The sequence below is a fragment of the Streptomyces sp. NPDC046862 genome (assembly GCF_040704615.1).
Lineage (GTDB): Bacteria > Actinomycetota > Actinomycetes > Streptomycetales > Streptomycetaceae > Streptomyces.
This window is the reverse complement of sequence record NZ_JBEYXP010000061.1, coordinates 48,343-73,680: the sequence shown is the minus strand read 5'-3', so window position 1 is coordinate 73,680 and position 25,338 is coordinate 48,343. Positions and strand designations below refer to the sequence as shown.

Annotated in this window: 19 protein-coding genes; 13 read left to right on the top strand and 6 right to left on the bottom strand. The window is 71.1% G+C overall.

Annotation, left to right across the window (positions count from 1 at the left end; genetic code table 11):
* Window positions 1–311: 311 nt before the first annotated feature.
* Window positions 312–1,556: a cytochrome P450 gene (locus tag AB0959_RS44440; protein WP_366832577.1), complete on the bottom strand. Its 1,245-nt coding sequence runs from the start codon at window positions 1,554–1,556 to the stop codon at window positions 312–314.
* 229 nt (window positions 1,557–1,785) lie between these two features.
* Here AB0959_RS44440 and AB0959_RS44435 point away from each other — a divergent pair, with 229 nt between their 5' ends.
* Window positions 1,786–2,151, top strand: coding sequence for a hypothetical protein (locus tag AB0959_RS44435; RefSeq protein WP_366832576.1), 366 nt, complete (start codon window positions 1,786–1,788; stop codon window positions 2,149–2,151).
* Window positions 2,152–2,298: 147 nt separating this feature from the next.
* Here the strand turns inward: AB0959_RS44435 and AB0959_RS44430 are convergent, their stop codons facing one another.
* Both AB0959_RS44430 and AB0959_RS44425 read right to left on the bottom strand, forming a co-directional pair.
* On the bottom strand, window positions 2,299–2,703 hold the full coding sequence (locus tag AB0959_RS44430; protein WP_366832575.1) for a DUF6114 domain-containing protein: 405 nt from the start codon (window positions 2,701–2,703) through the stop codon (window positions 2,299–2,301).
* The gene (locus AB0959_RS44425) at window positions 2,700–3,353 is read right to left on the bottom strand and encodes a DUF6230 family protein (RefSeq protein ID WP_366832574.1); all 654 of its coding nucleotides are present in this window, start codon (window positions 3,351–3,353) and stop codon (window positions 2,700–2,702) included. The genes AB0959_RS44430 and AB0959_RS44425 overlap by 4 nt, the downstream gene beginning before the upstream one ends.
* 666 nt (window positions 3,354–4,019) lie before the next feature.
* On the opposite strand from AB0959_RS44425, the gene AB0959_RS44420 reads away from it, so the two are divergent.
* Window positions 4,020–4,676, top strand: a complete 657-nt coding sequence (locus tag AB0959_RS44420; RefSeq protein WP_366832573.1) for a Tat pathway signal sequence domain protein — start codon at window positions 4,020–4,022, stop codon at window positions 4,674–4,676.
* Between the two features lie 63 nt (window positions 4,677–4,739).
* On the opposite strand, the gene AB0959_RS44415 is transcribed toward AB0959_RS44420, so the two are convergent.
* Window positions 4,740–5,750 carry a lytic polysaccharide monooxygenase gene (locus tag AB0959_RS44415; protein WP_366832572.1) on the bottom strand — a complete coding sequence of 337 codons (1,011 nt, stop codon included), beginning with the start codon at window positions 5,748–5,750 and terminating at the stop codon, window positions 4,740–4,742.
* A gap of 419 nt (window positions 5,751–6,169) precedes the next feature.
* Here AB0959_RS44415 and AB0959_RS44410 point away from each other — a divergent pair, with 419 nt between their 5' ends.
* The 8 genes from AB0959_RS44410 to AB0959_RS44375 all read left to right on the top strand — a co-directional run bounded on the left by AB0959_RS44410 (window position 6,170) and on the right by AB0959_RS44375 (window position 15,048).
* Window positions 6,170–8,002 (top strand): S8 family serine peptidase, encoded by a 1,833-nt coding sequence (locus AB0959_RS44410; RefSeq protein ID WP_366832571.1) that lies wholly within the window; start codon window positions 6,170–6,172, stop codon window positions 8,000–8,002.
* Between the two features lie 300 nt (window positions 8,003–8,302).
* A complete protein-coding gene (locus tag AB0959_RS44405; protein ID WP_366832570.1) occupies window positions 8,303–8,746 on the top strand; it encodes a hypothetical protein in 444 nt (147 codons plus the stop codon).
* Window positions 8,739–9,875: a damage-control phosphatase ARMT1 family protein gene (locus tag AB0959_RS44400; RefSeq protein WP_366832569.1), complete on the top strand. Its 1,137-nt coding sequence runs from the start codon at window positions 8,739–8,741 to the stop codon at window positions 9,873–9,875. The genes AB0959_RS44405 and AB0959_RS44400 overlap by 8 nt, the downstream gene beginning before the upstream one ends.
* Window positions 9,876–10,029: 154 nt before the next feature.
* A complete protein-coding gene (locus tag AB0959_RS44395) occupies window positions 10,030–10,998 on the top strand; it encodes an ABC transporter substrate-binding protein (RefSeq protein ID WP_366832568.1) in 969 nt (322 codons plus the stop codon).
* Window positions 10,999–11,005: 7 nt separating this feature from the next.
* Window positions 11,006–11,785: an ABC transporter permease gene (locus AB0959_RS44390; protein ID WP_366832567.1), complete on the top strand. Its 780-nt coding sequence runs from the start codon at window positions 11,006–11,008 to the stop codon at window positions 11,783–11,785.
* 44 nt (window positions 11,786–11,829) lie between these two features.
* On the top strand, window positions 11,830–12,630 hold the full coding sequence (locus tag AB0959_RS44385) for an ABC transporter permease subunit (protein WP_366832581.1): 801 nt from the start codon (window positions 11,830–11,832) through the stop codon (window positions 12,628–12,630).
* Window positions 12,627–14,270: a benzoylformate decarboxylase gene (gene mdlC / locus AB0959_RS44380; protein ID WP_366832566.1), complete on the top strand. Its 1,644-nt coding sequence runs from the start codon at window positions 12,627–12,629 to the stop codon at window positions 14,268–14,270. Before AB0959_RS44385 ends, mdlC begins: the two co-directional genes overlap by 4 nt.
* A 10-nt stretch (window positions 14,271–14,280) precedes the next feature.
* Window positions 14,281–15,048, top strand: coding sequence for an ABC transporter ATP-binding protein (locus tag AB0959_RS44375; protein ID WP_366832565.1), 768 nt, complete (start codon window positions 14,281–14,283; stop codon window positions 15,046–15,048).
* Window positions 15,049–15,081: 33 nt separating this feature from the next.
* Here the strand turns inward: AB0959_RS44375 and AB0959_RS44370 are convergent, their stop codons facing one another.
* Together AB0959_RS44370 and AB0959_RS44365 are read right to left on the bottom strand one after the other, a co-directional pair.
* Complete coding sequence (locus AB0959_RS44370) at window positions 15,082–19,575, bottom strand: hypothetical protein (RefSeq protein ID WP_366832564.1); 4,494 nt, start codon at window positions 19,573–19,575, stop codon at window positions 15,082–15,084.
* Window positions 19,572–19,877 carry a hypothetical protein gene (locus AB0959_RS44365; RefSeq protein WP_366832563.1) on the bottom strand — a complete coding sequence of 102 codons (306 nt, stop codon included), beginning with the start codon at window positions 19,875–19,877 and terminating at the stop codon, window positions 19,572–19,574. Before AB0959_RS44365 ends, AB0959_RS44370 begins: the two co-directional genes overlap by 4 nt.
* A 240-nt stretch (window positions 19,878–20,117) precedes the next feature.
* Between AB0959_RS44365 and cyc2 the strand changes: the two genes are divergently transcribed.
* The 3 genes from cyc2 (at window position 20,118) to AB0959_RS44350 (ending at window position 25,187) form a co-directional block, all read left to right on the top strand.
* The gene (gene cyc2 / locus AB0959_RS44360) at window positions 20,118–22,328 is read left to right on the top strand and encodes a germacradienol/geosmin synthase Cyc2 (protein ID WP_366832562.1); all 2,211 of its coding nucleotides are present in this window, start codon (window positions 20,118–20,120) and stop codon (window positions 22,326–22,328) included.
* A gap of 152 nt (window positions 22,329–22,480) precedes the next feature.
* A complete protein-coding gene (gene phsA, locus AB0959_RS44355; RefSeq protein WP_366832561.1) occupies window positions 22,481–24,364 on the top strand; it encodes an O-aminophenol oxidase PhsA in 1,884 nt (627 codons plus the stop codon).
* Window positions 24,365–24,536: 172 nt separating this feature from the next.
* Window positions 24,537–25,187, top strand: coding sequence for a PDZ domain-containing protein (locus AB0959_RS44350; RefSeq protein ID WP_366832560.1), 651 nt, complete (start codon window positions 24,537–24,539; stop codon window positions 25,185–25,187).
* Window positions 25,188–25,338 lie beyond the last annotated feature (151 nt).

Genomic DNA, 25,338 nt, shown 5'->3' with positions numbered 1-25,338 from the left:
GTGACGCGACGGGGCGGTACGGGCCTTTCCTCGCCCCCGCCGCCCCTACCCGTCCCTTCCCCGGGGCTCCGCCCCGGACCCCGCTCCTCAAACTCCCCCAGCTACCGCTGGGAGGTGCCCCCAAGGGGCTGAATTGTGGGGCGCGGGGTGCTGCGCGGTTTTTAGGGGCGCGGGGAACTGCGCGACCAGCCACACCCAACCCGCACCAACCCACGTCAGACACCCCCACCCGGGGGCATGGGGGCGGAGCCCCCGGGGATGGGACGGGTAGGGGCGGCGGGGGCGAGGAAACCCCCGATGCCCCCGGGGCCTCAGCCGAGACGGACCGGCAGGTGGCGGTGACCGTTGGAGATGAAGGAGTCCACGTGACCCAACTCCTCATCAGAAACCGCGAGTTCCAGGGACGGGAACCGTTCGAAGAGAGCCGGAAGGGCGATCCGGGCCTCCAGACGACCCAGCGGAGCGCCGAGGCAGTGGTGCATCCCGTACCCGAACGCCAGATGCTCCTTGTCGACCCGCGTGACGTCGAAGACGTCCGCGTCCCCACCGTGCCGCTCCGGATCCCGCCCGGCAGCGGCGTACGCGGCCAGAATCGCCTCACCCTTGCGGATCACCACGCCCTCGGGCCCGCCGAGTTCACCGAGGTCGAGGTCCTCCACGGCGTACCGCAGCGGCAGACTGGCGACGGGGGCGTCGCGGCGCAGCGTCTCTTCCACCACGTCGTCCCAGGACGCCCGCCCCGACCGCACGTGCGCGAGCTGCTCGGGATGGCTGAGCAGGGCGTGGATCGCGTTGTCGACGAGGTTGACCGTGGTCTCGTGCCCCGCGCTGATCATCAGCACCAGGGTGTCCAGCAGTTCCTGCTCGCTGAGCCGGGTGCCGCCCTCCTCGTCACGGGCCGCTATCAGGCCGGTGGTCAGGTCGTCGCCCGGTGACTTCCGCTTGGTGGCGACGAGTTCGCCCAGTACGACGTACAGGCGCTCGTAGGCGGCGTTCATCTCGCCCGGATCGGCCGAGGTGTCGAAGATGCGGTCCACCAGCTCCCGCAGCTCCTGGCTGTTCTCCTCGGGCAGGCCGAACAGCTCGCTGATCACCCGGATCGGCAGCGGGTAGCACAGCTCCTCGCGCAGATCGACCGTTCCGGACCGGCGCCCGGCCTCCTCGATGTTGTCGAGGAGTTCCTTGGTGATCTCCTCGATCCGCGGCTGCAGCGCGGCCGTACGGCGCGCGGTGAAGGCCTTGGAGACGAGGATGCGCAGGCGTTTGTGATCGCCGCCGTACGCGGTGAACATGCTCGTCACGGCGACCCACGTGAACAGCGGCCAGTCCGGGGTGATCTCGCCGTCGATGAACCGGGGCCAGTGCTGGCGGGGGTCTTTGGACACTCGCGGATCGGTGAGCAGCCGCTTGAGCAGGTCGGTGCTGCTGACCGCCCACGCCTCGACCTCACCGGGGAGCTCGACGCGGGTCACCGGGCCCCTCGCGCGGATCCGGGCGGCCTCACCGTGGATGTCACGGCCGGTCGCGTCAATCGCAAGGGGGGTTGGGTGTCCCACGGGGCCTCCCGGGCAGTCGAACCGTCGATACGGTCCGTCACGCTACGCCGCCGTCCGGTTGCCCGGCGAGTACGCCCGGTGAGCGCTGCGTATGGGGGCAACTTCCGTGCGCGCCCCGACAACTCCCGTGCGCGCCCCGACAAGTCCACGCCCCCGCACGCTCCTTACGCTCGAAGGACCCTCTGTAAGGCCGGTGAGCGCGATGACAGACCGCAGGGTCCCGCGATGGATGTCCCCCCACAGCGCCGAGGTGCGCACGGTGGCCGCCGGCTGCTGGTGGGACGCGGTGCGGGTGCCGGCCGCCCCGGGCGTCCGGGCGCTGGCGCTGCTCGGCGAAAGGACCGGCGCGGTCATCAGGGACGGCTACGGCGGCATCCTCTACTGGCTGGTCCCGCCCGGTGAGGCGAATGACTGGCACCTTCCCGAGGTCCAGGTGCTGGGCCGCGGCAGCCATGTGGCCGTCCCGCCCTCGCTCCGCACGAAGGGTCCCGGCCTGTACTGGCAGGTCCCCCCGGCGTACGGCCGTGAGTGCACCGACACGGCCCGCCTCCACGCGGCCCTGTCGACGGCCCTCTCGGTCCAGCCCGCCCCCTGAACCCCCTGAACCCCCTGAACCCCCCTGTTCCTGCCCCTGCCCCCGGTCCACGTCCTTGCCGCGGCCCGTCCCACGTACGACATCCCCGTGCCCGGCTTCCGGCCGTGGGCCGGGGGGTCGGTACGGGGATGCGGTGGGGGGACGGGCTTACGGGGTGGCGGCGGGGGACGCCTGGTCGCGGTGGCGGCGCAGCAGGTGCCGCTTCTTGCGCGGCTCCTGGTCCGGGAGCCACCCGAAGGCCATCACACTGCCGGTCACGCCGAGCACCAGCCCGATGACGAACCCTCCGATGTTGGAGGTGAGCCAGCTGCCGACCGAGAGCAGCGCACCGATGACCGAGTAGAACAGCCGCTGCGAGGGGTTGAACATGATCAGCAGCCCGCTGATGATCATCACGGTGGGTATCAGGTACCCGGCGAGCCCCTGCATGCCGATGTGCAGGATGACCGGAAGGGGTGCCTTCATGGTCACCAGGATCTCGGCTCCGCCCAGGGAGAGCAGCAGCCCGCCCGCGAAGGGCCGGTGCCCCCTCCACTCGCGGAAGCGGTTCACTGCGGGCAGCCCTTGCTCCCGAACCTCATGTGCAGGTCCGGCAGCTTGAAGACGGCGGCGGTGGCGGCGTAGTTGTGCTGGTACAGGTCGGTGATGACGACCTTGTCCGCCTGCTGGCCGTAGACGCCCTTGGGGCCCTTCTGGTCGACCTTGTCGAAGGTGCTGGAGTCGCGGCCGATCTCGATGTTGTTGAACGCGGCGTCGCCCTTGATCTCGTCCGAGTCGATGGCGAGGTTCTTCACGCTCACCGGCTTGCTGCCGGCGCCGGCGGTCAGGACGAGCTGGATGCCGCCGAGGTCGACGCTCTGGCAGAGGTTCTTCAGCGTGCCGTTCTTCACGACCGAGGTGACGACGAGGACCTGGCCGCCGGTGTCGCCCTGGTTGGGGCTGTCCGGGATCATCTCGTCCAGCGAGCCGTACTGTGCGAAGCCGTTGCCGTCGAGCCTGTCGGCCGTGACCACGAACGGCATGCCGGAGATGGCGAACTGGACGCCGAGGGCACCCTCGGCGGTGAGGATCATCAGAGCCGCGGTGAGCGCCGTGGCCGGGACCGCCATCACGGCGGCGCGGCGCGCACGGACCCGACCGCGTCTGACGGATCTCTCGGGGGTGGAATCGTTGGACGCCGTGGCGTCCGTGGGTGAGGCCATGTCTGCTCCCTTGGCGCTCTCAATGCAATAGGCAATGGAACTCAGGCGGCACGTTGTCCTGGCGCGGACAGCGTTTGTGCGGCGCGAGCCCCGTGCCTCCCGACAGCACAAGGGCTTGATTGCTACGCCGCAGTAGCCTGCCAGGAAGTTACCCGTGGTTACATTCGAGGGTCAAGGCGCTTGTGGCAAAGCGATGTTGGTTGTGCCCTATCTGTGAAGAGGGGAAACGCTCTCACCTCAGGGTTCGTCGTTTTGGCTTCAACATCCGCTCGTCCAAGTGATCTTGACGCAGCGTCAGGAAAGATCATGACGTTCCATCAACTTGGCTTCGCCGCCTTGACGTTGGCTCTTCCTCAGGTCTAAAACTCTCCCTGGTTTCCCTGGATCCGATGGCGCCGGATCCGTCGCGCAGCGCTTTCATCCTCCCGAGCTGTGCGGTCCATCGCAGCACCACCCCCTTTCACGGCAGTGGCACGGTCGCCTTCCCCTCCCTGGGCCGTGTCCGGCCACCACGCTGCCGCTGTCGGCCCGTCACGTACGGAGAAGGCGTCACGGGCCGGCAGCGGTGCGCCACATCGCCGTGCCCCCTTTCGCGCGCACCGAGTGCACCGAGTGCACAGCCGCGCGCACCCACCCCCAGTTCTCCCTTCGAGAAGAGGCACCCCCATGCGTACGAAGTCCCTCATGGCCCTCGCCGGCACCGCCACCGCCCTCGTACTGGCGGTCGGCGCCACCCCCGCCTCCGCCGCCGACACCGTCCTGACCACCGGCAGCGCGGGCGGCAACGCGGTCGCGGTCGGCGACGAGCTCAACGCGTCGCTCGCCTCCGGCACGACCGCCAACTTCTACTCCAGCGCCACCGGCACCAGCGGCGTCGCCTGCTCCACGTCGACGTTCAAGGCCGACGTCACGTCCAACCCGGCGGCGTCCGGCACGGCCACCGAGTCGGTCAAGGAGCACACCTTCAGCAACTGCACCAGCAACGTCGTCGGCGTCACCGGCGTCACCAGCGTCAAGGTCGACAACCTGCCCTACACGGCCGCCGTTTCCTCGGGCGGTGCCGTCACGGTCACCCCGGGCTCCGGCTCGGTCCTCCAGACCACCGTCGTCCTGCGAACCCTGCTGGGCACCATCACCTGCGTCTACCAGGCGGCCAGCATCAGCGGCACGTCGAACAACGCCGACAACAGCATCAACTTCTCCGCTCAGCCGTTCTCTAAGGTCTCGGGCTCGTCCCTGTGCTTCAGCACCGGCTACTTCACGGCGAAGTACGCGCCCGTCACCGACACCACCCAGGGCGGCGCGACGGTCTTCACCAACTGAGTCCGCACCCGAGTCACCAACCCGGTCACGAACTGAGTCACCGGCTCAGGCCGTCGGCTGGGATCACCGGCCCCTGAGCCGGCGCGACACCAGGGCGGCGCCCGCGGCGAGCACCAGCGCCGCGGCGCCGCCCCCCGCGATCAGCGACATCGACGGGCCCGAGTCGTCACGCGTCGCCGTCGACACCGGGCTGCCCGGCACGGCCGTCCGGTCCGCGGAACCCGCGCCGTCGGCCTGCCCGCCGTCCGCCTGCCCGCCGGCGGCGCCACCGCCCTGCGCGGCTCCCGTCCCGGTCGCGGTCGGCGTGTCGGCCGGAGCCTTCCCGGAGCCCTTGCCGGACGCGTCACCGCCGCCGTCCGCGTCCTCGTTCCCGCCGTCGCCCCGGGCCTTCGCGGCGTCCGGGAACACCACGTCCGAGCACGAGTAGTACGTGTCCACGGTGCTGGTGTTCTGCCAGATCGTGTACAGCACCTGGTGCCCGGACCGGTCGGACGGCAGCTTCGCCGAGAAGTGGTACGCGCCGTCCGTCAGCGGCGGGTCCTTGATCTCGGCGAACGGCTTCGCCGGAAGGTCGGACCAGGTGAGCGGCTTTCCGGGCTCGTACCCCGGCTTCGTCAGGTACAGCTTGAAGGTACCCGTGTGCGGGATCGTCGAGGCGTACGTCATGTTCAGTTTCGAGCCCGGCGACATACGCGTCGAGGGCCAGTCCGCGCGGGCCAGGTCGAGGCCCTTGTAGGCGGGCAGACCCCCGCTGCACAGCTTGCCGTCCGGGATCATCTGCCGGTCACGGCCGTTCACGCCCGCCACCCGCAGGTTGTCCCAGGCCGTGAACGGTGCCCCGTTCGCGGCCACGGCCGCCTCGCACGCGGCGGACCGCGCCTGCGCCCCGCCCTCCGGCGAACACGCCGACACCCGGCTCACCGGGTCCGTCGGCGCGCCGTGCGCCCCGGCCGGAGCCGCGGCCCACGTGGTGAGCAGCAGCGGCGCCGTGACGGCGACCGCGGCCGTGAGAGCGGTGCGGCACGCGGTGGGACCGTGCGGCACGTACGAGCGAATCCGATGCTTCCGGTCCATCGGGTGGACCCTCCTCGGCCGTCGACAGTGGCGGTGCACCGGCCGCCGGGTGAGGGCACGGTGCACCGATTCGTACGAGCCACCGCACGCGTCCGTTCAACGCCGCCCGCCCCGTGCCCGCCCCACGCTCGTCCCACCCCGCCACGAGGGACCGGAACCCGCACCAAAGGGGACCCAAGCGGCCAATGGCCGGGCAGCGAGGGTGAGTTCCCTGTCCGATCGAGGGTTTTCCCCGTATTCACATGGCCGGGCCGATGCCTATCGTTCCAGCCACAGCTGACCCACAGGTAACCCCGAAGAGGTCGGCTCACGCCAGGCCGGCCCCGTAACGCCACCTTTCCTGCACCCCCCGCCGCTTCGACGACGAAGCGTTCCCCGCCGCTCCCCGCTGTCCGGAGCCGGCCACGAAAGGCAAGCCCTTGCGTATCTCCTCCTCCCGTGCCGCGAGACGGAAGCTGATATCCGTCGCCGCGGTCTCCGCGGCCCTGGTGGCCGGTATGACCACCTCCGTCGCCGTCGCCCAGGCACCCGCCCAGAAGACCACCCCCGCGGCCGAGACGGCCCCCGCGCTCGCGGGCCCCGCGGAGTCCGCGCCCTCCGTGCCCGCCGAACGCCTCATCGTGGGCTACAAGTCGGGCGCCGCCGAGGCCAAATCCAACAAGGCCGCCTCCGCCGACGCCGAGGCCAAGGGCAAGGAGACCGGCGAGAACGTCGACTTCCAGCGCCGTCTCGGCTCCGGCGCCGCCCTCGTCGACCTCGGCGACGACCTCACCACGAAGGACGTCTCCGACGTCATCGCCGAGTACCAGGCGGACCCCCAGGTCGCGTACGTCTCCCCGGACCGCCTCAACACGCCGCAGGCCGACCCGAACGACACCGAGTACGCCAAGCAGTGGGACCTCTTCGAGTCCACCGCGGGCATGCGCGTGCCGGGCGCCTGGGACGTCGCCACCGGCAGCGGCGTGACCGTCGCCGTCATCGACACCGGCTACGTCACCCACTCCGACCTCGCCGCCAACATCGTCGGCGGCTACGACTTCATCTCCGACACGGCGGTCTCCGTCGACGGCAACGGCCGTGACAGCAACCCGGCCGACCCGGGCGACTGGTACAACGCGAACGAGTGCGGCTCCGGCGTCCCGGCCAGTGACTCCTCCTGGCACGGCACGCACGTCGCCGGCACCATCGCCGCCGTCACCAACAACAGCAAGGGCATCGCGGGCATCGCGTACGGCGCGAAGATCTCCCCGGTGCGCGTGCTCGGCAAGTGCGGCGGCTACGACTCCGACATCGTCGACGCCATCACCTGGGCGTCCGGCGGCACCGTCTCCGGTGTCCCCGCCAACACGAACGTCGCCAAGGTCATCAACATGAGCCTCGGCGGCGGCGGGGCGTGCACCTCGGCGACCCAGAGCGCCATCAACGGCGCCGTGAACCGCGGCACCACCGTCGTCGTCGCCGCGGGCAACAGCAACGACAACGCCGCCAACTACTCGCCGGCGAGCTGCTCCAACGTCGTCACGGTCGCCGCGACCAACCGCTCCGGCGCCCGGGCCTCGTACTCCAACTACGGCTCCCTCGTGGACATCTCGGCGCCCGGAGGCCAGACCAGCACCGGCACCGCCAACGGCATCCTGTCCACGCTGAACGCGGGCGCGAAGACGCCGACCACGGAGTCGTACGAGTACTACCAGGGCACCAGCATGGCCACCCCGCACATCGCGGGCCTGGTCGCGCTGATGAAGTCGGCGAACTCCTCGCTGACCCCCGCCCAGATCGAGTCGGCGATCAAGGCCAACGCCCGTGCCCTGCCCGGCGCGTGCTCGGGCGGCTGCGGCGCGGGTCTCGCGGACGCGGCCAAGACGGTGCAGGCGGTGAGCGGATCCGGCGGCGGCTCCACGGGGGGCACCACCTTCACCAGCACCTCCGCGGTCTCCGTCCCCGACAACGGCTCGGCCGTCGAGTCCCCGATCACCGTCAGCGGCCGCAGCGGCAACGCGCCCTCCGCCCTCCAGGTCGGCGTCGACATCACCCACACCTACCGCGGTGACCTGGTGATCGACCTCGTCGCCCCCGACGGTTCGACGTACCGGCTGAAGTCCTCCAGCACCTCGGACTCCGCGGACAACGTCAACACCACCTACTCGGTCAACGCGTCCAGCGAGACCGCGAACGGCACCTGGAAGCTGCGCGTCCAGGACACGGCCGCGCAGGACACCGGCACCCTCAACAGCTGGAAGCTGACCTTCTGAGTCGGCTGACCTTCTGAGTCGGCCGAGTCGGCTGAGCTCAATGATCCACCCCGGATCCTGCTGACCAACAGGATCCGGGGTTCCTCCGACCGCCACCCCCCACGTGAAGCGGCCGGCCGGTGCGAGCAGGCACCGGCCGGCCGTTAGCGTAGGCGCATGGAAAGCGAGGGGGCCCGAGCGCCCGTTGGAACGAAGTGTCCCGGCTGCGGAGGATCCGGGGTCCGTACGGTCCAGGAGACCTGCGCCGACCCGGCGTCCGTACACGACGGCCTGTCCGACCGGCTGGCGAGGAAACCGGGCGTGACGTCCCGTGGCGACTCCGCCCTGCACGTCGTCGAGGGCGCGCTGATGACCGGCGTGGGCGCCGGTCTCGCGTACAGCGGAGTGCAGCTCGACAAGCCGCTCTACACGATCGGCGGTTCGCTGCTGGCGGTGCTGCTGTTCGTCGGCACGATCCTCGTGGTCGGCGGCGAGGCACGTCAGCGTCGCGTCGTGGCGGCGGGGGAGGCCCGTGCGGAGGAGCTGTGGCACTCGGCGTGCCACTGCTCCGGCTGCGGGGCGGTGTTCTACCCCGGCGGCACCCCCTGGCCGGGGCCGCTGACACCCGAGCAGTTCCAGAAGTACGTGTGGACCGAGGCGGGTTACCCCAACGAGCTGGAGCAGAAGGTCAAGGACGTGGCCCTGCCGCCGGGCATCCCGGTACGCGATCCGGTCCACCAGGCAGGAGCGGCCGACCATGCCTGACGCCGCCCCCGTCATCCACAGCGCCGACCCGGCCTCCTTCCCGCACAGCGTCCTGGCCGACCGTCACCCCGCGCTCATCCGCAAGGTACGGGACGCCTTCCCGTACGGCCCCGCACAGCACCGGGCGCTGGACGCGCTGCTGAGGAGCGCGGTCGAGGGCACGATCGAGCCCCTGGACGGCGACGCCTGGTGGGAGGCGTGGGGCGTGGACGCGTACGTCGGCCGCTCCTGGTTCGAGGTGCCGTTCCTGTGGTCGGAGAGCTACTTCTACCGCAGGCTGCTGCGCGCCGTCGGCTACTTCGGGTCCGGTCCCTGGCAGGGCGTCGATCCGTTCCGCCCGTTCAAGCTCGCCGAACTCGACACCCCCGAGGCGGCGGAGGAGATCGCCGCGCTCGACCGGCTGGACGGCCGCCCCTCCGAGGAGCAGCGACAGGCCCTGCTGCACGGCTCGCTGTGGGGCAACCGGGCGGACCTCGGCTTCCGCATCCAGGCGGGCGAGAAGAAGTCCGCCCCCTCCGAACTCGTCGCGGACGACAGCGACTCGCTCTGGCCCCTGCTGACCGGAGGCACCCTGGTCGTCGTCGCCGACAACGCCGGCCGCGAACTCATCCCCGACCTGCTGCTCGCCGACCACCTCCTCCTGCACGGCCGCGTCGAACGGGCCGTACTCCACCTCAAGCCGTACCCGTACTACGTCTCCGACGCCACGACCGCCGACGTCGTCGACGCCGTACGCCACCTGCTCGCCGCGGACACGCCCGCCGGCCGGCGCCTGTGGTCCGCCCTGACCGACGGCCGCCTCGTGCTCCGCGCCCACCCCTTCTCCTGCGGCCCGCTGCCGTACGCGGACATCCCGGACGACCTCCGCGAGGAGTTCGCGGGAGCGGACCTCACGATCATGAAGGGCGACCTCAACTACCGCCGTCTCGTGGGCGACCGCCTCTGGCCGCCGACCACCCCCTTCGCGACGCCGACGGCGTACTTCCCCGGCCCGGTGGCTGCCCTGCGCACCCTCAAGTCGGACGTGATCGTCGGCCTCGACGAGACCACGGAGCCGGAACTCGTCGCCGCGGAGGGCCAGACGTGGCGAACGAGCGGGACGCACGCGCTGATCCAGGTACGCGTCTGAAAGGGACTTCGGGCCGACCAACGGCATTCGGCGAAGACCGTCGCGCGAGAGCGCGGAGAACGGTGTGCGGAGAACGGTGTGCGGAGAACGGCGTGCGGAGAACGGCGTGCCGAAGCGTTGTGATCAAGCCGCCCGCAGAGGTATCCATGCGCGCATGACGTTACGTCAACTGCGGGTGAAGGCAAGCGGGTTGGCTGCGGTGGTGACCGTGCTGGCTCTGACTCTGGCTGGCTGCGGAGGCGAGGGGGGAGACGGCGGCGACTCCTCCTCGAAACAGATCACGGTCGCCGCACTGCCACTCGCGGACGACGCCCCGCTGTACCTCGCGCAGAACCGGGGACTGTTCAAGAAGGAGGGGCTCGACGTCCGTATCCAGCCGGTGCAGCAGAGCATCCAGGCCCTGCCCGCCCTCGCCAAGGGCCAGGTGGACGTCATCGCCGGCGCCAACTACGTCACCTTCTTCCAGGCGGACGAGAAGGGCACGCTGGACCTGCGCATCCTCGCCGAGGGGGCCAGGGTCGCGCCCCACATGATGGACGTGCTCGTGCCCAAGGACTCCCCGATCAGGAACCCAGGCGATCTGAAGGGCAGGAAGGTCGCCGTCAACATCCTCAACAACATCCAGTCACTGACCCTCGACGCGATCCTCAAGGAGCGGGGCGCGGGCCTGCCCGAGTACCGCCAGATCGCGTTCCCGCAGATGGGGGCCGCCCTGGAGAAGGGCCAGGCCGACGCGGTGCACGCGGCGGAGCCGTTCTCCAGCGCGATCCAGCAGGAACTCGGCGCACGGGTCCTGATCGACGGCGGGTCCTCTCCGGTCACGTCCATCCCCATCAGCGGATACGTGACCACGCGCCAGTTCGCCTCCGGCAACCCCGAGGCCGCGGCCGCCTTCCGGAGGGCCGTCACCGCCGCCGCGAAGATCGCGGCCCAGGATCCCGAGGCCGTACGGGAACAACTTCCCAAGTACACCAAGGTGACCGCGGATCAGGCCGGTTCCATCCACCTGCCCGCGTATCCGGCCACCAGCGACGCCGCCCAGTTGCGGCGGCTCACCGAACTCATGCGGGAACAAGGCCTGTTGAAGAAGGAACTCGATCCCGGGAGCCTGCTGGTGAAGTGAGGTGGGTGTGCGGACTCGTCACGATCTCCTGCTCGGAGCGCTCGGTGTACTGCTGGCCTTCGGGCTCTGCGAGGGGGTGAGCCGCGCGGGGATCGTCCGGCGTACGTACCTTCCGCCCGCCTCGGAAGTCCTCGCCCGCGCGGCCGAGTTGGCGGGCGACCCCGCCTTCCTCCACGCGGTCGGCGCCACCTTACGGGCGTGGGCCCTCGGACTGGGCCTCGCGTGCGTCATCGCCGTCCCCGCCGGGCTGCTGCTGGGCAGCGTGCCGGTGGTCGACGCGGCGACGCGGGCCATCGTGGAGTTCCTGCGCCCGCTGCCGTCCGTCGCCCTGATCCCGCTGGTCTCACTGCTGCTCGGTTCCGGCACGGAGACGAAGGTCGCCCTCGTCACCTACGCCTCCGTGTGGCCGATCCTGTTCAACACCGTCTACGGCCTCGGCGAGACCGACCCCCTCGCCAAGGACACCCTGCGCGCCTTCGGCTTCGGCCGCCTCGCCGTCCTGTTCCGCGTCGAACTCCCGGCCACCGCCCCCTTCATCGCCGCCGGCGTCCGCATCTCGGCCGCCGTGGCGCTCATCCTGGCGGTCGCCACGGAGATCCTGTCCGGCTTCGGCGAGGGCCTCGGCATCTTCATCGCCCAGGCGGGCCTCGCCACGGACGGCACACGAGACGTGCTGGCGGGTGTGGTGTGGGCGGGCGCCCTGGGGCTGGTCGTCAACGCCGTACTCGTACGGACCGAACGCGCCTTGTTCCCGTGGACACCCGAACACAGGGAGCGGACGCGATGACCCGAGTGGCTGTACCCGAAGCGCCCCCGGCTGCAGGCGGCAGGATGGCGGTCGCCTCCGCGGCGGCCCGTGGCGCGCTGCTCCGGTGGGCCGGACCGGCCGTGGCCGTCCTCGTGTGGGAGGCCGCGGCCCGCGCCCACGACAGCGTGTTCTTCCCACCGCCCGGCCGGATCGCGCGCCACGCCTACGACCTGTGGTTCTCGGGGCCGGTCAGCCACGCGTTCCTCACGACCGAGGCCGTCGACAACGTCCTGCCGAGCCTCGGCCGCATGGCCGCCGGCTTCGCCCTCGCCGCCGTGGCGGGGATCGCGCTCGGCATGGCCCTCGGCCGCTCACGCCGTGCGTACGCGCTGTGCGATCCGGTACTTCAGTTCGCGCGCGCCGTCCCGCCCCCGGCGCTGGTGCCCGTCTTCGTCGTGGTCTTCGACTTCGGAACGCCGATGCAGCTCGCGTCCATCGTGTTCAGCGCCGTGTGGCCGGTGCTGATCAACACGGCGGAGGGCGCCCGCAACACCGAACCCCTCCGCCTCGACGTCGCCGCCGTACTGCGGCTGAACGCCGCCGAGCGCCTGTGGCTGCTGTTCCTGCCGTCCGCGCTGCCCCGGATCTTCGCCGGTCTGCGCCTCGCCCTGTCCCTCTCCCTCATCCTCATGGTGTTCTCGGAACTCCTGCCGGGCACGGCCGACGGCATCGGATTCACCCTCACCGACGCCCAGTCCCGTTCCGACCTCCTCACCGTCTGGGCTGCGCTGCTCCTGCTCGGCGCGCTCGGCCATCTGCTCAACACCGGCCTGCTCATGGTCGAGAGACGGCTGACCGGCCGGGGAAGGGAAGGCACACCATGACCGACTCGACGGCAGGCGACCGGCCGACGCCGGGACAGCCCACCGTTCTGGACCGCGTGCTCGCGTTCTGCAGGGACACCGGGATGACCACCGTCTTCGGCAACCCGGGCTCCACGGAGCTGCGCATGTTCCGCGACTGGCCCGACGACTTCACCTACGTCCTCGGCCTCCAGGAGTCCGTCGTCGTGGCGATGGCCGCGGGGCACGCGATCGGCACCCGGCGCGCCGCCCTCGTCAGCCTCCACTCGGCCGGAGGGGTCGGCCACGCCCTGGGCGCCGTGTTCAACGCGTACCGCGACCGCGTGCCCCTCGTCGTCATCGCCGGCCAGCAGTCCCGCGCCCTGCTCCGGCTGCGCCCCTTCCTCGGCGCCGACGAACCCGCCCGGTTCCCGCGCCCGTACGTGAAGTTCAGCCGCCAGCCCGACCGTGCCGCCGACGTGCCCGCCACTCTCGCCGAGGCGTACCGCGTCGCGATGACGCACCCGCGTGGCCCGGTCTTCGTCTCCGTCCCCGAGGACGACTGGGACCGGCCCGCCGACCCCGTCACCCCGCGCGTCGTGCACGGCGCGTACACGGCGGAACCGGAGACACTGTCCGCCCTCGCCGCGCGCCTCGACACCTGTGCGCGCCCGGCGCTGGTCGTCGGCCCGGGCGTCGACGACGAGGACGCGCACGCGCAGGTCCGCGCGCTCGCCGAGCGCGTCCGCGCCGCCGTGTGGATCAGCCCGCTGTCGGGCCGCTCCGGCTTCCCCGAGTCGCACCCGCTCTTCCAGGGCTTCCTGCCGCCGGTCGCGGACCAACTGGCGGCCACCCTGGAGCCGTACGACGTGGTCGTCACCCTCGGAGCCCCCCTCTTCACGTACCACGTCCACACGGAGGGCCCGCCCCTCCACCCCGGCACCGACCTCTTCCACCTGGACCCCGACCCGGACCAGGCGGCCTGGCTCCCCACGGGCACGAGCCTCGTCACGACCCTGAAACCGGCCCTGACCCACCTCACCACCCTGCTCAAGGGAGCCGACCACCGCGACCCGCCGCTGCCGCGCCGCCTGCCACCACCGGCACCCACATCGGGCGACGTGACCCCGGAACTGGTCTTCGACCTCCTCCGGGAACGCCTCCCGCACGACCGGGTCCTCGTGGAGGAGGCGCCCAGCCACCGGGACGCCCTCCACGCGCGCGTGCCGATCGTCCAGGACGGCGGCTTCCTCACCACCGGCAGCGGGGCCCTCGGCTGGGGCCTCCCCCTCGCCGTCGGCCGGGCGCTCGCCGACCGCCGCCGGGTGGTGTGCGCGATCGGCGACGGCTCGGCGATGTACTCGATCCAGGCCCTGTGGACGGCAGCCCGGCACAGGGCGCCGGTGACGTACCTCGTCCTGGACAACGCCGGTTACGGCGCCGTACGCGCCCTCGGCCGCCGCATCGACATCGCCCCGGTCCCCGGCACCGACATCACCGGCATCGACTTCGCCGCGCTGGCCGCCTCCTTCGGCTGCCCGTCGGCGTACGCGGAACGGCCCGACGAACTCCCGGGCGCCCTCGACCACGCCCTCCACCTCGCCGACGACGAGGGCCCCTTCCTCCTGCACCTCCGTGTCACCGGCACCGGGGGCGCGCTCTACGAACCCTGGGCCAGGTGAGGCGCACCCCATGCTCGAACTGCACAAGGTCAGCCAGCGGTACGGCGACCACCCGGTCCTCCGCGACCTCACGCTCACCGTCCCCGACGGCGAACTCCTCTGCGTGGTGGGCCCGTCGGGCTGCGGCAAGTCGACCCTGCTGCGTACGATCGCGGGCCTGCTCCCCACGCCCGAGGGCGAGATCACGATCGACGGCGCCCTCGTGACGGGCGTCCCCGACGGTCTCGCCGTCGTCTTCCAGGACTACGGCCGCTCCCTCTTCCCGTGGCTGTCGGTCCGCGAGAACGTCGCGCTGCCGCTGCGTCGCCGGGGGCTGGGGCGTGCCGAGCGGAGGGCCGATGCCGAGCGCATCCTCGACCGCGTCGGCCTCACGGGCGCGGGCCACCGCCACCCCTGGCAGCTCTCCGGCGGCATGCAACAGCGTGTCGCGATCGCCCGCGCCCTGGTCTGCCGCCCCTCCCTCCTCCTCATGGACGAACCCTTCGGCTCCCTCGACGCCCAGACCCGCGAGGACCTCGAAGACCTCCTCCTGGAGGTCCACCGGACCGACGACACGACCATCGTGTTCGTCACCCACGACATCGACGAGAGCGTGTACCTCGGCGACCGCGTCATCGCCCTCTCGCCGGGCCCCGGTTCCCACGTGGCCCTGGACCTGCCGGTCCGACTCCCCGGCGAACGGGACCAGATCGGTACGCGGGGGCTGCGGGAATTCGTGGAGTTGAGGGCGGAGGTGGGGCGGACGGTGCGGTCCTCGGCGAGTTCGCCCGGCACATGAATTCTGCGGGTCCGTGAAGTCGTCACCGCGAGTTCACGGCCACCAGGTCCACACGTCGAGCAGGGCCTCGGCCACGTCCTCGACGAGTGCCTCACGGCCACGCTGTCGCCGTATCCACCACGCCGACGCGGCGAGCAGTCGGCACAGCGTGGGCCGGTCGATGTCGGTGGGCCAGGTGGGCGGCAGATCAGTGGCGCCGGGGAAGTCGGCACCAGGCCATTCGTCCCCCAGCCGACGCAGGACCGTGGCCTGGGCGGCGGCACGGGAGGCGGGGTTGCGGGCCCGGGTGACGCGGTCGTACAGGTCGGCGAGTTCCCCGGGTTCCAGGACGGCGACGCAGGAGTCTAAATCGGATTCCGGCTTCCAGGAGGTGGACGTGTCGGGCGTGTGGCAGTCGATGATCTGTTCCACCAGGACCCGGCACCTGGTGGCGTCGGTCCGGCGCAGCAGGGGGAGGAAGGTGCGAACGGCGTCCGTGCCCCTTGCCAGTTCCGCATCTCCGGCCCGCCAGGCGTGCTGGACCACCTCTGGCAGCGGGGAGTCCGGGGCACCCGGCTCGAGCCGTTGAGCGAGTGCTGTGAGCAGTTGGAGGTGGTCATGGTCGACCGGTTCGGCGTCCACGACGTCCCGGAGGACGGTTCGGATCTGGTTCTCGTCGAGGCTGGGAGCGAGGGCATCGAGTATGTGGGCCCTGCCGAAGGTGTAGTCGACCGCGAGGGCCATGGCCAGGGCTTCCTCGACGACCGGTGCCGGCAGCGGGGGCCCGAACTCTTTGAGTACGTACCCTGCGACGTCGGGAGAGAGCAACTCGCGCAGCGCCTCGGTCGCCGCCGTGGTGGCCCCGGCCCGGTACAGGTGTCCCAGGGCACGTGGATCGATCCAGCGATGCCAGGTGTCGGTGCCCTGGTGGGCCCGCAGCACGCTCGCCAGCATGTCCAGCACCACCTCTACGAGGGAGTGCTTCTCGGCTTCGGGGAGACGACGGCTCAGATACGCGAGGGCTTCTGCGCGGCGGGGCGGGCTGTCGCCGCGTGCCAGCAGGGCGTCCCGTGCGCGCCGCACCTGCTCCACCGAAGCCAGGTCCGCGAAACGGAGAAAGTGCGCCACATCGTTCTCGCTCGCCAGCGGCATGCATGCGGCAGCCGCGGGGAGTACGTCGTCGAGGAGTCCTCCCCACCCCGCGGAGATCAGCCGCGAAACGAGCCGGCGTGCGTAGAGACCGACTTGTGCGGGGCCCTCCTCCACGCCGCGTACGGCGACCGCCCACGCCTGCGGCAAGGCCTCATCGGGCAGCACCGCGCTGAGCGCCTCGACCGCCCGCGCACCGCCACCGAGCTCGTACACCGGCCGCGCGGTCATCCGCGCACTCACCGAGGCGTCCGACGACGGTGCGGAAGACGGCTCCCATGTCGGCCGGGACCGTATCCACAGCTGTGGGGTGTCCGGCGCGGACTCCAGGATCGCCAGCGCGCTCACGGCGGCGTCCGCCGACAGAGCGGGAGACAGCTCCGCCACCGCGTCGGCCCATGCCGACGGCGCCAGGGCGTCCCGTACGAACGCCAGGCTCCGCTCCTCGATGGGCGTGCGTCGCTCCGGAGGGAGAAGCCTTGCCAGCTCGGCCAGGGCGGAGAAAGCCTGGGCCTGCCCGCGGACTGAGCGGCGGGCGCTGTCGGCGACTGCTTGCGGCAGCAGGTGGTCGGGCAGATAAGCGGCGAGCACGTCGAGGGCCATCAGGCGGGCGCCCGCCTCCCACGCGTCCTCCGTGCTCACCGCTTCCAGCGCGATGCCGAGCTCCTCCTCGTTCAGATACGGACCGATCAGGTCGAGCGTGTGCCAGAGCAGGGCGTTGCCAAAAGAGCCGCCGTACCTTCCCCACCCGCGGCTGACCTCCTTCACGTAGCGACGGCGAGACTCGGGGGACAGGTACGCCACCAGGTGCGCCCGGGACTCCCAGGCCGACGGGATCTCCGGGACGGCCGACATCTCGGTCTCGGCGTAGGTGCGGGCCTCCTCGGGCGGCAGCCGCCGGAGCAGGGCACCGAGCAGGACATGCCGGCTCTCCGTGAACAGTCGGCGCCCTTGTCTTCCCTCCGGAGGGAACAGCGCGCTCAGCCAGTCACGTACCTCGGTGGTGGACAGCCGATCGACGAGCGCGTAGTACAGCGGGCCCGGGCCCACCTGTTGCAGCCTGAGCTGGAGCGCCATGTCCAGCAGGTCGGATACATGGGGCCTGCTGAAGTCGAGGCCGGCCGCCCGGTGGAGCACGAAGGCGGCCACCCTCATGTCAACGCCGGCGTCCAGCACGGACAACAGGCGCTCGACGCGGTCCGTGGCCCCGCGCGCGCCCGGCGTGCACGTCGTGCCCCGGCCCAGTCTGCTCTGCCTGGCCTCGAGCAGGGTGAGCACGTCGTCGAACGTCTCGTCGGCAGGCACGTGCGTGAGCAGGGCGATCAGCGGCTCCGGGGACGGTACATGCCTCACCGAGCGCAGAATCCGCAGCGCCTTCCGGGCCCCGGCCCTCCGGTCAGGGTGCAGGAACAGGGCGGCAGCGGCTCGTACGTATGCCTTGTTGCCCGGCTTGTCCGCCAGAAGGGGGTGATGGGCCAGACGTCTCAGCTCGTCGTGCGGCAGCCGGGCGGCCAGCGCGACCAGTGGCCCGGGCAGCGGCAGACCGCTGTCGGTGGCGAGGACCGGCTCGAGCGTGGCCGCGACCAGCCCGTCGTCCAACAGCGGAATGATCTCCTCCAGCACTGGGGCGCGGTCCTCGTCCCCGTACGCGGCGGCGAGCGTGAGCACATCCGGATGCAGCCGCTTCGGCAGATCCGGTACGAGCAGCAACAGCGCCCGTGCCTGAAGCATGGGGTCGCCCATGCGCTCGACACGGTGAAACGCCTGCTCCGCCGTCCATAAGCCGCGCGTGACCATCTCCCTCACCAGCCCGGGAGGCAGCGCCGTGACCGCCGAGGTCACACTCGCCCGGATGAGGCGGTAGCGCAGCCGCGTGCCGAGCCCCTCGGCCGCCGTCTCCGCCAGCTCGATGTCCCGCAGATAGGCGCCGATGCCACCGGCCCGCTCGTGCACCGCGTACCAGAGATTCCTCCCGCCCCGGCTCACCGCGAGCAGCCGGTGCACTTCTGATTCCCGGCCCGCCTCCAGCAGATGGGACACCATCTGTCGTACGGGATATCCGGCGTCCGCATCGGCGAGTTCCAGATGGCCCGCCAGCGCGTCGAGCCCCGAGTCGAGGCCTCCCCACGCCGTCAGGTACCGGTCGCAGATACGGGCGTGGGCCGCACGGGTGGCCCGCCTGAGGGCCGCGTCGGACGAACTGGACAGGTACTCGCGGAGACTGGGGTGGTGGGGTGTGTAACGGGGCGGCCCGTCCGGGTCGTCCTCGGGCGTGACGACCGTGCAGAACGGCCGCAGCCCGTCCCGCATCAGGGCGTCCACGAGCGACGGTTCGTCGATCCCGGCCAGCGAGCAGAGGGTGGGGCCGTCCACGGGCTCGGCGGCCGCGCCGAGAGCGGCGAGCAGCGCGATCCGCCGCTCGTCCCATTGTTTGTCCGGGGTGAGGCAAAGGGGCAGGACGCGGTTCTTGTAGTACTCGTCCAGGCCGCGGGGCAGCTCGGGAAGGCAGCGGACCATCTGTGGGGCCTCGCCGATGGACTTCAGTACGTAATGGGCGTAGACCCAGGAGCCCCCGCTGCGTTCCAGGACCTGGGCGGCGAAGGAGCCCTCATCGACGCCGTACCGGTCCAGGGCGTGGGCCAGGCCTGAGTCGTTCCGGGAGCGGGTGCGCAGAAACCCGTCCAGCGCCTTGAGGTTGCCGGGATCGTCCGGCGGGAGCGTGACGCGGTGCGTCTGGTCCGCCGGGGTGTTTCTCAACCGTCCGGTGCGTGCGGTGACGACCACGTACACCCCGCCCGGGAGGTGCTGCGGCAGCCCGAACGGCAGCTCCAGCGCGGGGTATTCGTGCACGGCTTCCAGCGCGTCGACGACGACAACGATCGGCCGCCCCGGCCGCTGCTCGTCCCGGCGCGCCGCTGCCCTCTCGATGACGAGGGCCAGCCACTCGGGCTCTCCACTGCCGTCGGACAACAACTCGTCGGGAGCCAGATCGTCCAGCCGCCAGGTGGTGATGAGCTGGGCGCCCAGGCTGCGCACGGCCGTCGGGGTCAGTCCCGCTCGGGCCCCGTTCTGCACGAAGTGCGCGGCGTCCGTCTCCTGGCGCGCCTCCACCCACGCCGCGAAGGCCGACTTGCCCATCCCCGGCTCGGCCTCCACCGCGAAGTATCCCCGGTCCCGCTCGCCCAGGAACCTGTGGAACTCCGCGACCAGCGGGTTGTGTTCGTAATAGGTCCGGGTCAGCGCATCGACGTACCCGCGGTACGCCTGTGGGGCGTTCCCCAGCCTGGACAGCTCTCTGCCCACGGTGATGGAGCCACTGTTGTTGGGGGCATAGATGATCGGGGAGTTGGGCCCGGACGTGCTGTACGACGGGGCGCCCTTCCTGAACAGCCGGCTCATGACGCCGTGTTGCCGTCGGCTTCAGGTTCCTCGGTGATGTGCGGCGGGGTGTTGATGCCGATGGTGCCGCTGTTGTTGTCGGCGTTGATGATGGGGCTGTTGGCCCCGTGCGTCTGCGCCGTCGGCGCCGTGGGCGGCGACGAGCCGGGCTGGTGGAGCGCGGTCAGCGCGACCCAGAGCACCGCCGCCACAACAAAGCCCACGACGAGCGGCACCGTGGGACCTGAGGTGACAAGATTGGTCAGGACGGCGACGACGATCCCCAGCCCGGCCGATGTGGCAGCACCCAGTCTCTGGTTCATCTGCCCGTGCCCTCCAGTACGACGGCGACCCCGAGGGCGATCGTAACGAAGCGAACGGGCCGGCACAGTGCATCGCTCGCTTCCGGCCGACGACTTGACAGCCAAGAGGATCTGAGCCAGGACAAGGTGTGAACAGTCGAGCATACAAGCTTGGCCGTTCACGGCCGAGAAGGTAACGCGATCGTGTGATCATGCGCTGCCCGGCGGATACCCGCGGGACGCCACGGGTAGGGCGCGGCCATGACGCAGCCGTTCCAACTCCCGCACTTCTACATGCCGTACCCCGCGAGGCTGAACCCGCATCTGGAGGAGGCCCGCGCCCACTCGACCGCGTGGGCGCGGGACATGGGCATGCTGGAGGGCTCCGGCATCTGGGAACAGTCCGACCTGGAGGCGCACGACTACGGGCTGCTCTGCGCGTACACGCACCCCGACTGCGACGGCCCGGCACTCTCGCTCATCACCGACTGGTACGTGTGGGTGTTCTTCTTCGACGACCACTTCCTGGAGACCTTCAAGCGCAGCCAGGACCGCGCCGGCGGCAAGGCCTACCTCGACCGGCTGCCGCTCTTCATGCCGCTCGACCTCACGGCGGACGTGCCGGAGCCGGAGAACCCCGTGGAGGCGGGTCTCGCGGACCTGTGGGCCCGCACCGTGCCCTCGATGTCCATGGGCTGGCGCAGGCGCTTCGCGGTGGCCACCGAGCACCTGCTGAACGAGTCGCTGTGGGAGCTGTCCAACATCAACGAGGGGCGGATCGCCAACCCCGTCGAGTACATCGAGATGCGCCGCAAGGTGGGCGGCGCCCCCTGGTCGGCGGGGCTCGTGGAGTACGCGACCGCCGAGGTCCCCGCGGTCGCGGCCCGGTCGAGGCCGCTCAGGGTGCTGATGGAGACGTTCTCCGACGCCGTCCACCTGCGCAACGACCTGTTCTCCTACCAGCGGGAGGTCGAGGACGAGGGCGAGCTCAGCAACGGCGTCCTCGTCCTGGAGACCTTCTTCGGCTGTACGACGCAGGAGGCGGCCGAGACCGTCAACGACGTCCTCACCTCCCGGCTCCACCAGTTCGAGCACACGGCGCTCACCGAAGTCCCCGCGCTGGCCCTGGAGAAGGGACTCACCCCGGCGGAGGTCGCCGCCGTCGCCGCATACACCAAGGGCCTGCAGGACTGGCAGTCGGGCGGCCACGAATGGCACATGAGGTCCAGCCGGTACATGAACGACGGCGTCACGCGCGGGCCCCTGGACCTCGGAGGAACAGTGCTCTCGGGCCCGGCGACGGCCCGCCGGGCGGGGTTCGCCACCTCCGCCTCCGACATGGGCGCGCTGCTCGCAGAGGCCGCGGCGCAGCGGCTGCGCGGCCACGCCCACGTACCGTTCCAGAAGGTCGGCCCGTCCCTGCTCCCCGACTTCCACATGCCGTTCCAGGCCCGCCTCAACCCCGGTCTGGACGGGGCCCGGCAGCGACTTCTCCCCTGGATGCACCGCATGGGCATGCTGAACGAGGGCGTCTGGGACGAGGACAAGCTGGCCGCCTGCGACCTGCCGCTGTGCGCGGCGGGCCTTGACCCGGACGGCACCCCCGAGGCGCTCGACCTCAGCTCCCAGTGGCTGGCATGGGGGACGTACGCCGACGACTACTACCCGCTCGTCTTCGGCTCCCGCCGCGACCTCGCCGCGGCCAAGCTGTGCACCGAGCGCCTGTCGGCCTGCATGCCCCTCGACGGCGAGCCGCCCTTCGTCCCGGTGGGCGGCATGGAGCGCGGTCTCACCGACCTCTGGCGGCGCACCGCCGCCGAGATGAGCGAGGCCGAGCGCCACGCCATGAAGCGGGCGGTGAACGTCATGACCGAGAGCTGGCTGTGGGAGCTGACCAACCAGATCCACCACCGCGTCCCGGACCCGGTCGACTACCTGGAGATGCGGCGCGCCACCTTCGGCTCCGACCTCACCCTCCGCCTGTGCCGCAGGGGCCACGGCCCCGCCGTCCCGCCGGAGGTCTACCGCAGCGGCCCGGTCCGCTCGCTGGAGACCGCGGCCATGGACTACGCGTGCCTGATGAACGACTGCTTCTCGTACCAGAAGGAGATCGAGTACGAGGGCGAGGTCCACAACGGCATCCTCGTCGTCCAGACCTTCTTCGGCTGCGACTACCCGACCGCCCTCGGTGTCGTCCACGACCTGATGACCCAGCGCATGCAGCAGTTCGAGCACGTGGCGAAGAACGAACTTCCCGTGGTCTACGAGGACTTCGACCTCTCGGACGAGGCCCGCGCCACCATGGACGGATATGTGACGGAGCTGCAGAACTGGCTGCCCGGCATCCTGCACTGGCACAGCAACGTCCGCCGCTACGACGCCGCCTCCCTCGCCCGCCGCGCCCACGGCTTCCTCCCGGACCGGGCCCCGGCGCTGCCGTTCACCTGGGAGCCGCAGCCCGTCGCGCTCTGACCGGGCCGCCACCGAGAACAGGATTTTCCGGTTCCTTTTGGAACTTTTGCAACTTCTTTCGCTGAATCGGATATTCAGGGAACTTCCGTGGGGTGCCGGGAGTCTTCTGATGTGAGGGGAACAGACAACGAGAACACGGGGGTGTTCAAGCCTTGACCGACATCATCGAGAGGATCACCGACCACATCGCCGAGGGGGAGGCGCTCGCCGCGGGGGAGCTGGCGCCGTATGTGACACCGCTGCCCGTCCCGCCCGTCCTGCGACCCGAGTCCGGCGACGTGCTGCGCGAGACCGAGATCGCGCTGCGCCCCACCTGGGTGCGGCTCCACCCGCAGCTGCCGCCGACCCTGATGTGGGGGTACGAGGGGCAGGTGCCGGGCCCGACCATCGAGGTGCGGCGCGGGCAGCGCGTCCGCATCGCCTGGACCAACCGCATCCCGAAGGGCAGCGAGTACCCGGTCACCGCCGTGGAGGTGTCCCCGGCCGCTCCGCCCCCCACCACGGAGCCCGGCCGCGGAGACGCCAAACCGAACGAGGACGTGGCAGCCCTGCCCGCCTGGTCGGTGACGCACCTGCACGGCGCCCAGACGGGCGGCGGCAACGACGGCTGGGCGGACAACGCGGTGGGCTTCGGCGACGCCCAGCTCGCCGAATACCCGAACGACCACCAGGCGGTCCAGTGGTGGTACCACGACCACGCCATGAACATCACCAGGTGGAACGTGTACACGGGCCTGTACGGCACGTACCTCGTCCGGGACGACGAGGAGGACGCCCTCCACCTGCCCTGCGGGGAGCGGGAGATCCCGCTGCTGCTCGCCGACCGGAACCTGGACACGGACGAGGACGGCCGCCTCAACGGCCGCCTGCTGCACAAAACGGTCCGGATCCAGGATCAGAACCCCGAGACGGGCAAGCCGGTCTCGCTGCCGTTCACCGGCCCGTACACGACGGTCAACGGCCGCATCTGGCCGTACGCCGACGTGGACGCCGCCTGGTACCGCTTCCGTCTCGTCAACGCGTCGAACGCGCGCATCTACAACCTGGTCCTGGTCGACGAGGACGACAACCCGGTGCCGGGTGTGGTGTACCAGATCGGCAGCGACGGAGGACTGCTGCCGCGGCCCGTGCCGATCGACTTCACCGGGGACCTGCCCGTGCTCAGCGCCGCCCCGGCCGAGCGGTTCGACCTGCTCGTCGACTTCCGCGCGCTCGCCGGCCGGACGCTGCGGCTGGTCAACAAGGGCCGCGGGCAGGCGCCCGGAGTGCCCGACCCGGCGAACGACGTGCGCTACCCGGAGGTCATGGAGTTCCGCGTCCGCGACACCTGCGAGGAGGAAACCGGCGAGGAGGACACCTTCGAACTGCCGGAGGTCCTCTCCGGCTCGTTCCGCCCGCTGACCCACGACACCAAGCACGGCCACCGCATGATCGTGCTCACCGCCCCCGGCACCAAGGGCGGCGGCGGGCACCTGGAGATCTGGGAGATGACCGAGGTCAAGGACCCCGGTGACATCCAGGTCCCCACGGACGGCATCATCCAGATCACCGGCGAGGACGGCACCACGAAGACGTACCGCCGCACGGCGCGCACCTTCAACGACGGACTCGGCTTCACCGTCGCCGAGGGATCCTACGAACAGTGGAGCTTCCTCAACCTGGCCCCGCCCGGCGTCGTGCACCCCATGCACATCCACCTGGCGGACTTCCAGCTGATGGGGCGCGACGCGTACGACGTCTCCGGCTTCGACCCGGCCATCGGCGGCACGGTGAGGCCGATCAGGTTCAGGCCGGACACGCGCATTCCCCTCGCACCCAACGAGCGCGGCCACAAGGACGTGTTCCAGGTGCCGGGGAACCAGATGCTGCGCGTGATGGGCCGCTTCGACGGGGCGTACGGCCGGTTCATGTACCACTGCCATCTGCTCGAACACGAGGACATGGGCATGATGCGGCCCTTCGTCGTCATGCCCGAGGAGGCCCTGAAGTTCGACCACGGCACGGGCCACGGCGGCCACGAGGGACACACGGGCTGACGCCCGTCCCCTGCCTGCCCGTTCGGCTGCCCGGGGCGCGCGTGTTCCATCGCGCTCAGGGCAGCCTCTGTTCAGGCGAATCGGACGGGCCGCCCCCACGTCAGTCTCACTCTTTCGTGGATCGTCGCGCCGTCGTGCGCCGGGTAGATCGCCTCCCGGAGGAGATCTACTGATGGAACAGACTGTGTTGCGACCCAAGCCCATGCCCGGCCAGGAGCCCGGCGGCGCCGATCCGACCGACCCGATCGACGCGTCCGGCCCCGCCCGGCGCCCGCACGCCGCACCCCGCCGGGGGAAACGGCTCACCACCCTGCTTCTCGCCGGGCTCGCCGCCATGGTCCTGGTCCTGACGGGTGTCGGACTCGGCACCGTCGGCACCGCCGTCATCGCCATGAACAAGAGGGCGGAGCCGCAGCAGCGGGCGGGCGTGCCCGGAGAGTCCGGCCCGCAGTCGGGCGCACCACCCCGGTCGAGCCGCTCCGCGCTTCTGGCCGAGGCCCCCAGGCCCGTGGCCCAGCAGGGCGGTTCGGCTCCCACCGCCGTCGGCACCCCCCTGCGGACCACCCTGGGCGTCGAGGTCGTCGACTCCACCGGGGGCGCGGGCGCGCTCGTCGTGGGGGTCCACGTCCCCGGGCCCGGCTACACCGCGGGCCTCGTCCGCGGTGACGTCCTGCTGGCCTTCGGCTCCACCCGCGTCGCGAGGGCCGCCGACCTCGCACGGGCCGTCGCGTCCGCGGCCCCCGGCAGACCGGTCAGGCTCACGGTGCGCCACGCCAACGGCACCCGGCACCTGCTGACCACGGTCCCCGGCGTCGTCACCTGACGCTCGTGCCGGAAGTGCTCTGGACCTGGAACGGCACCACCCTGGGATCGACAGCCTGCAGCTGATGCCACAGGTCGCGGCAGCCTGGAAGCAGAGTCCAAGTCAGCACCACCCGCCACGGCACTCGGCCCCGAGCTGCAGCGGTCAACTG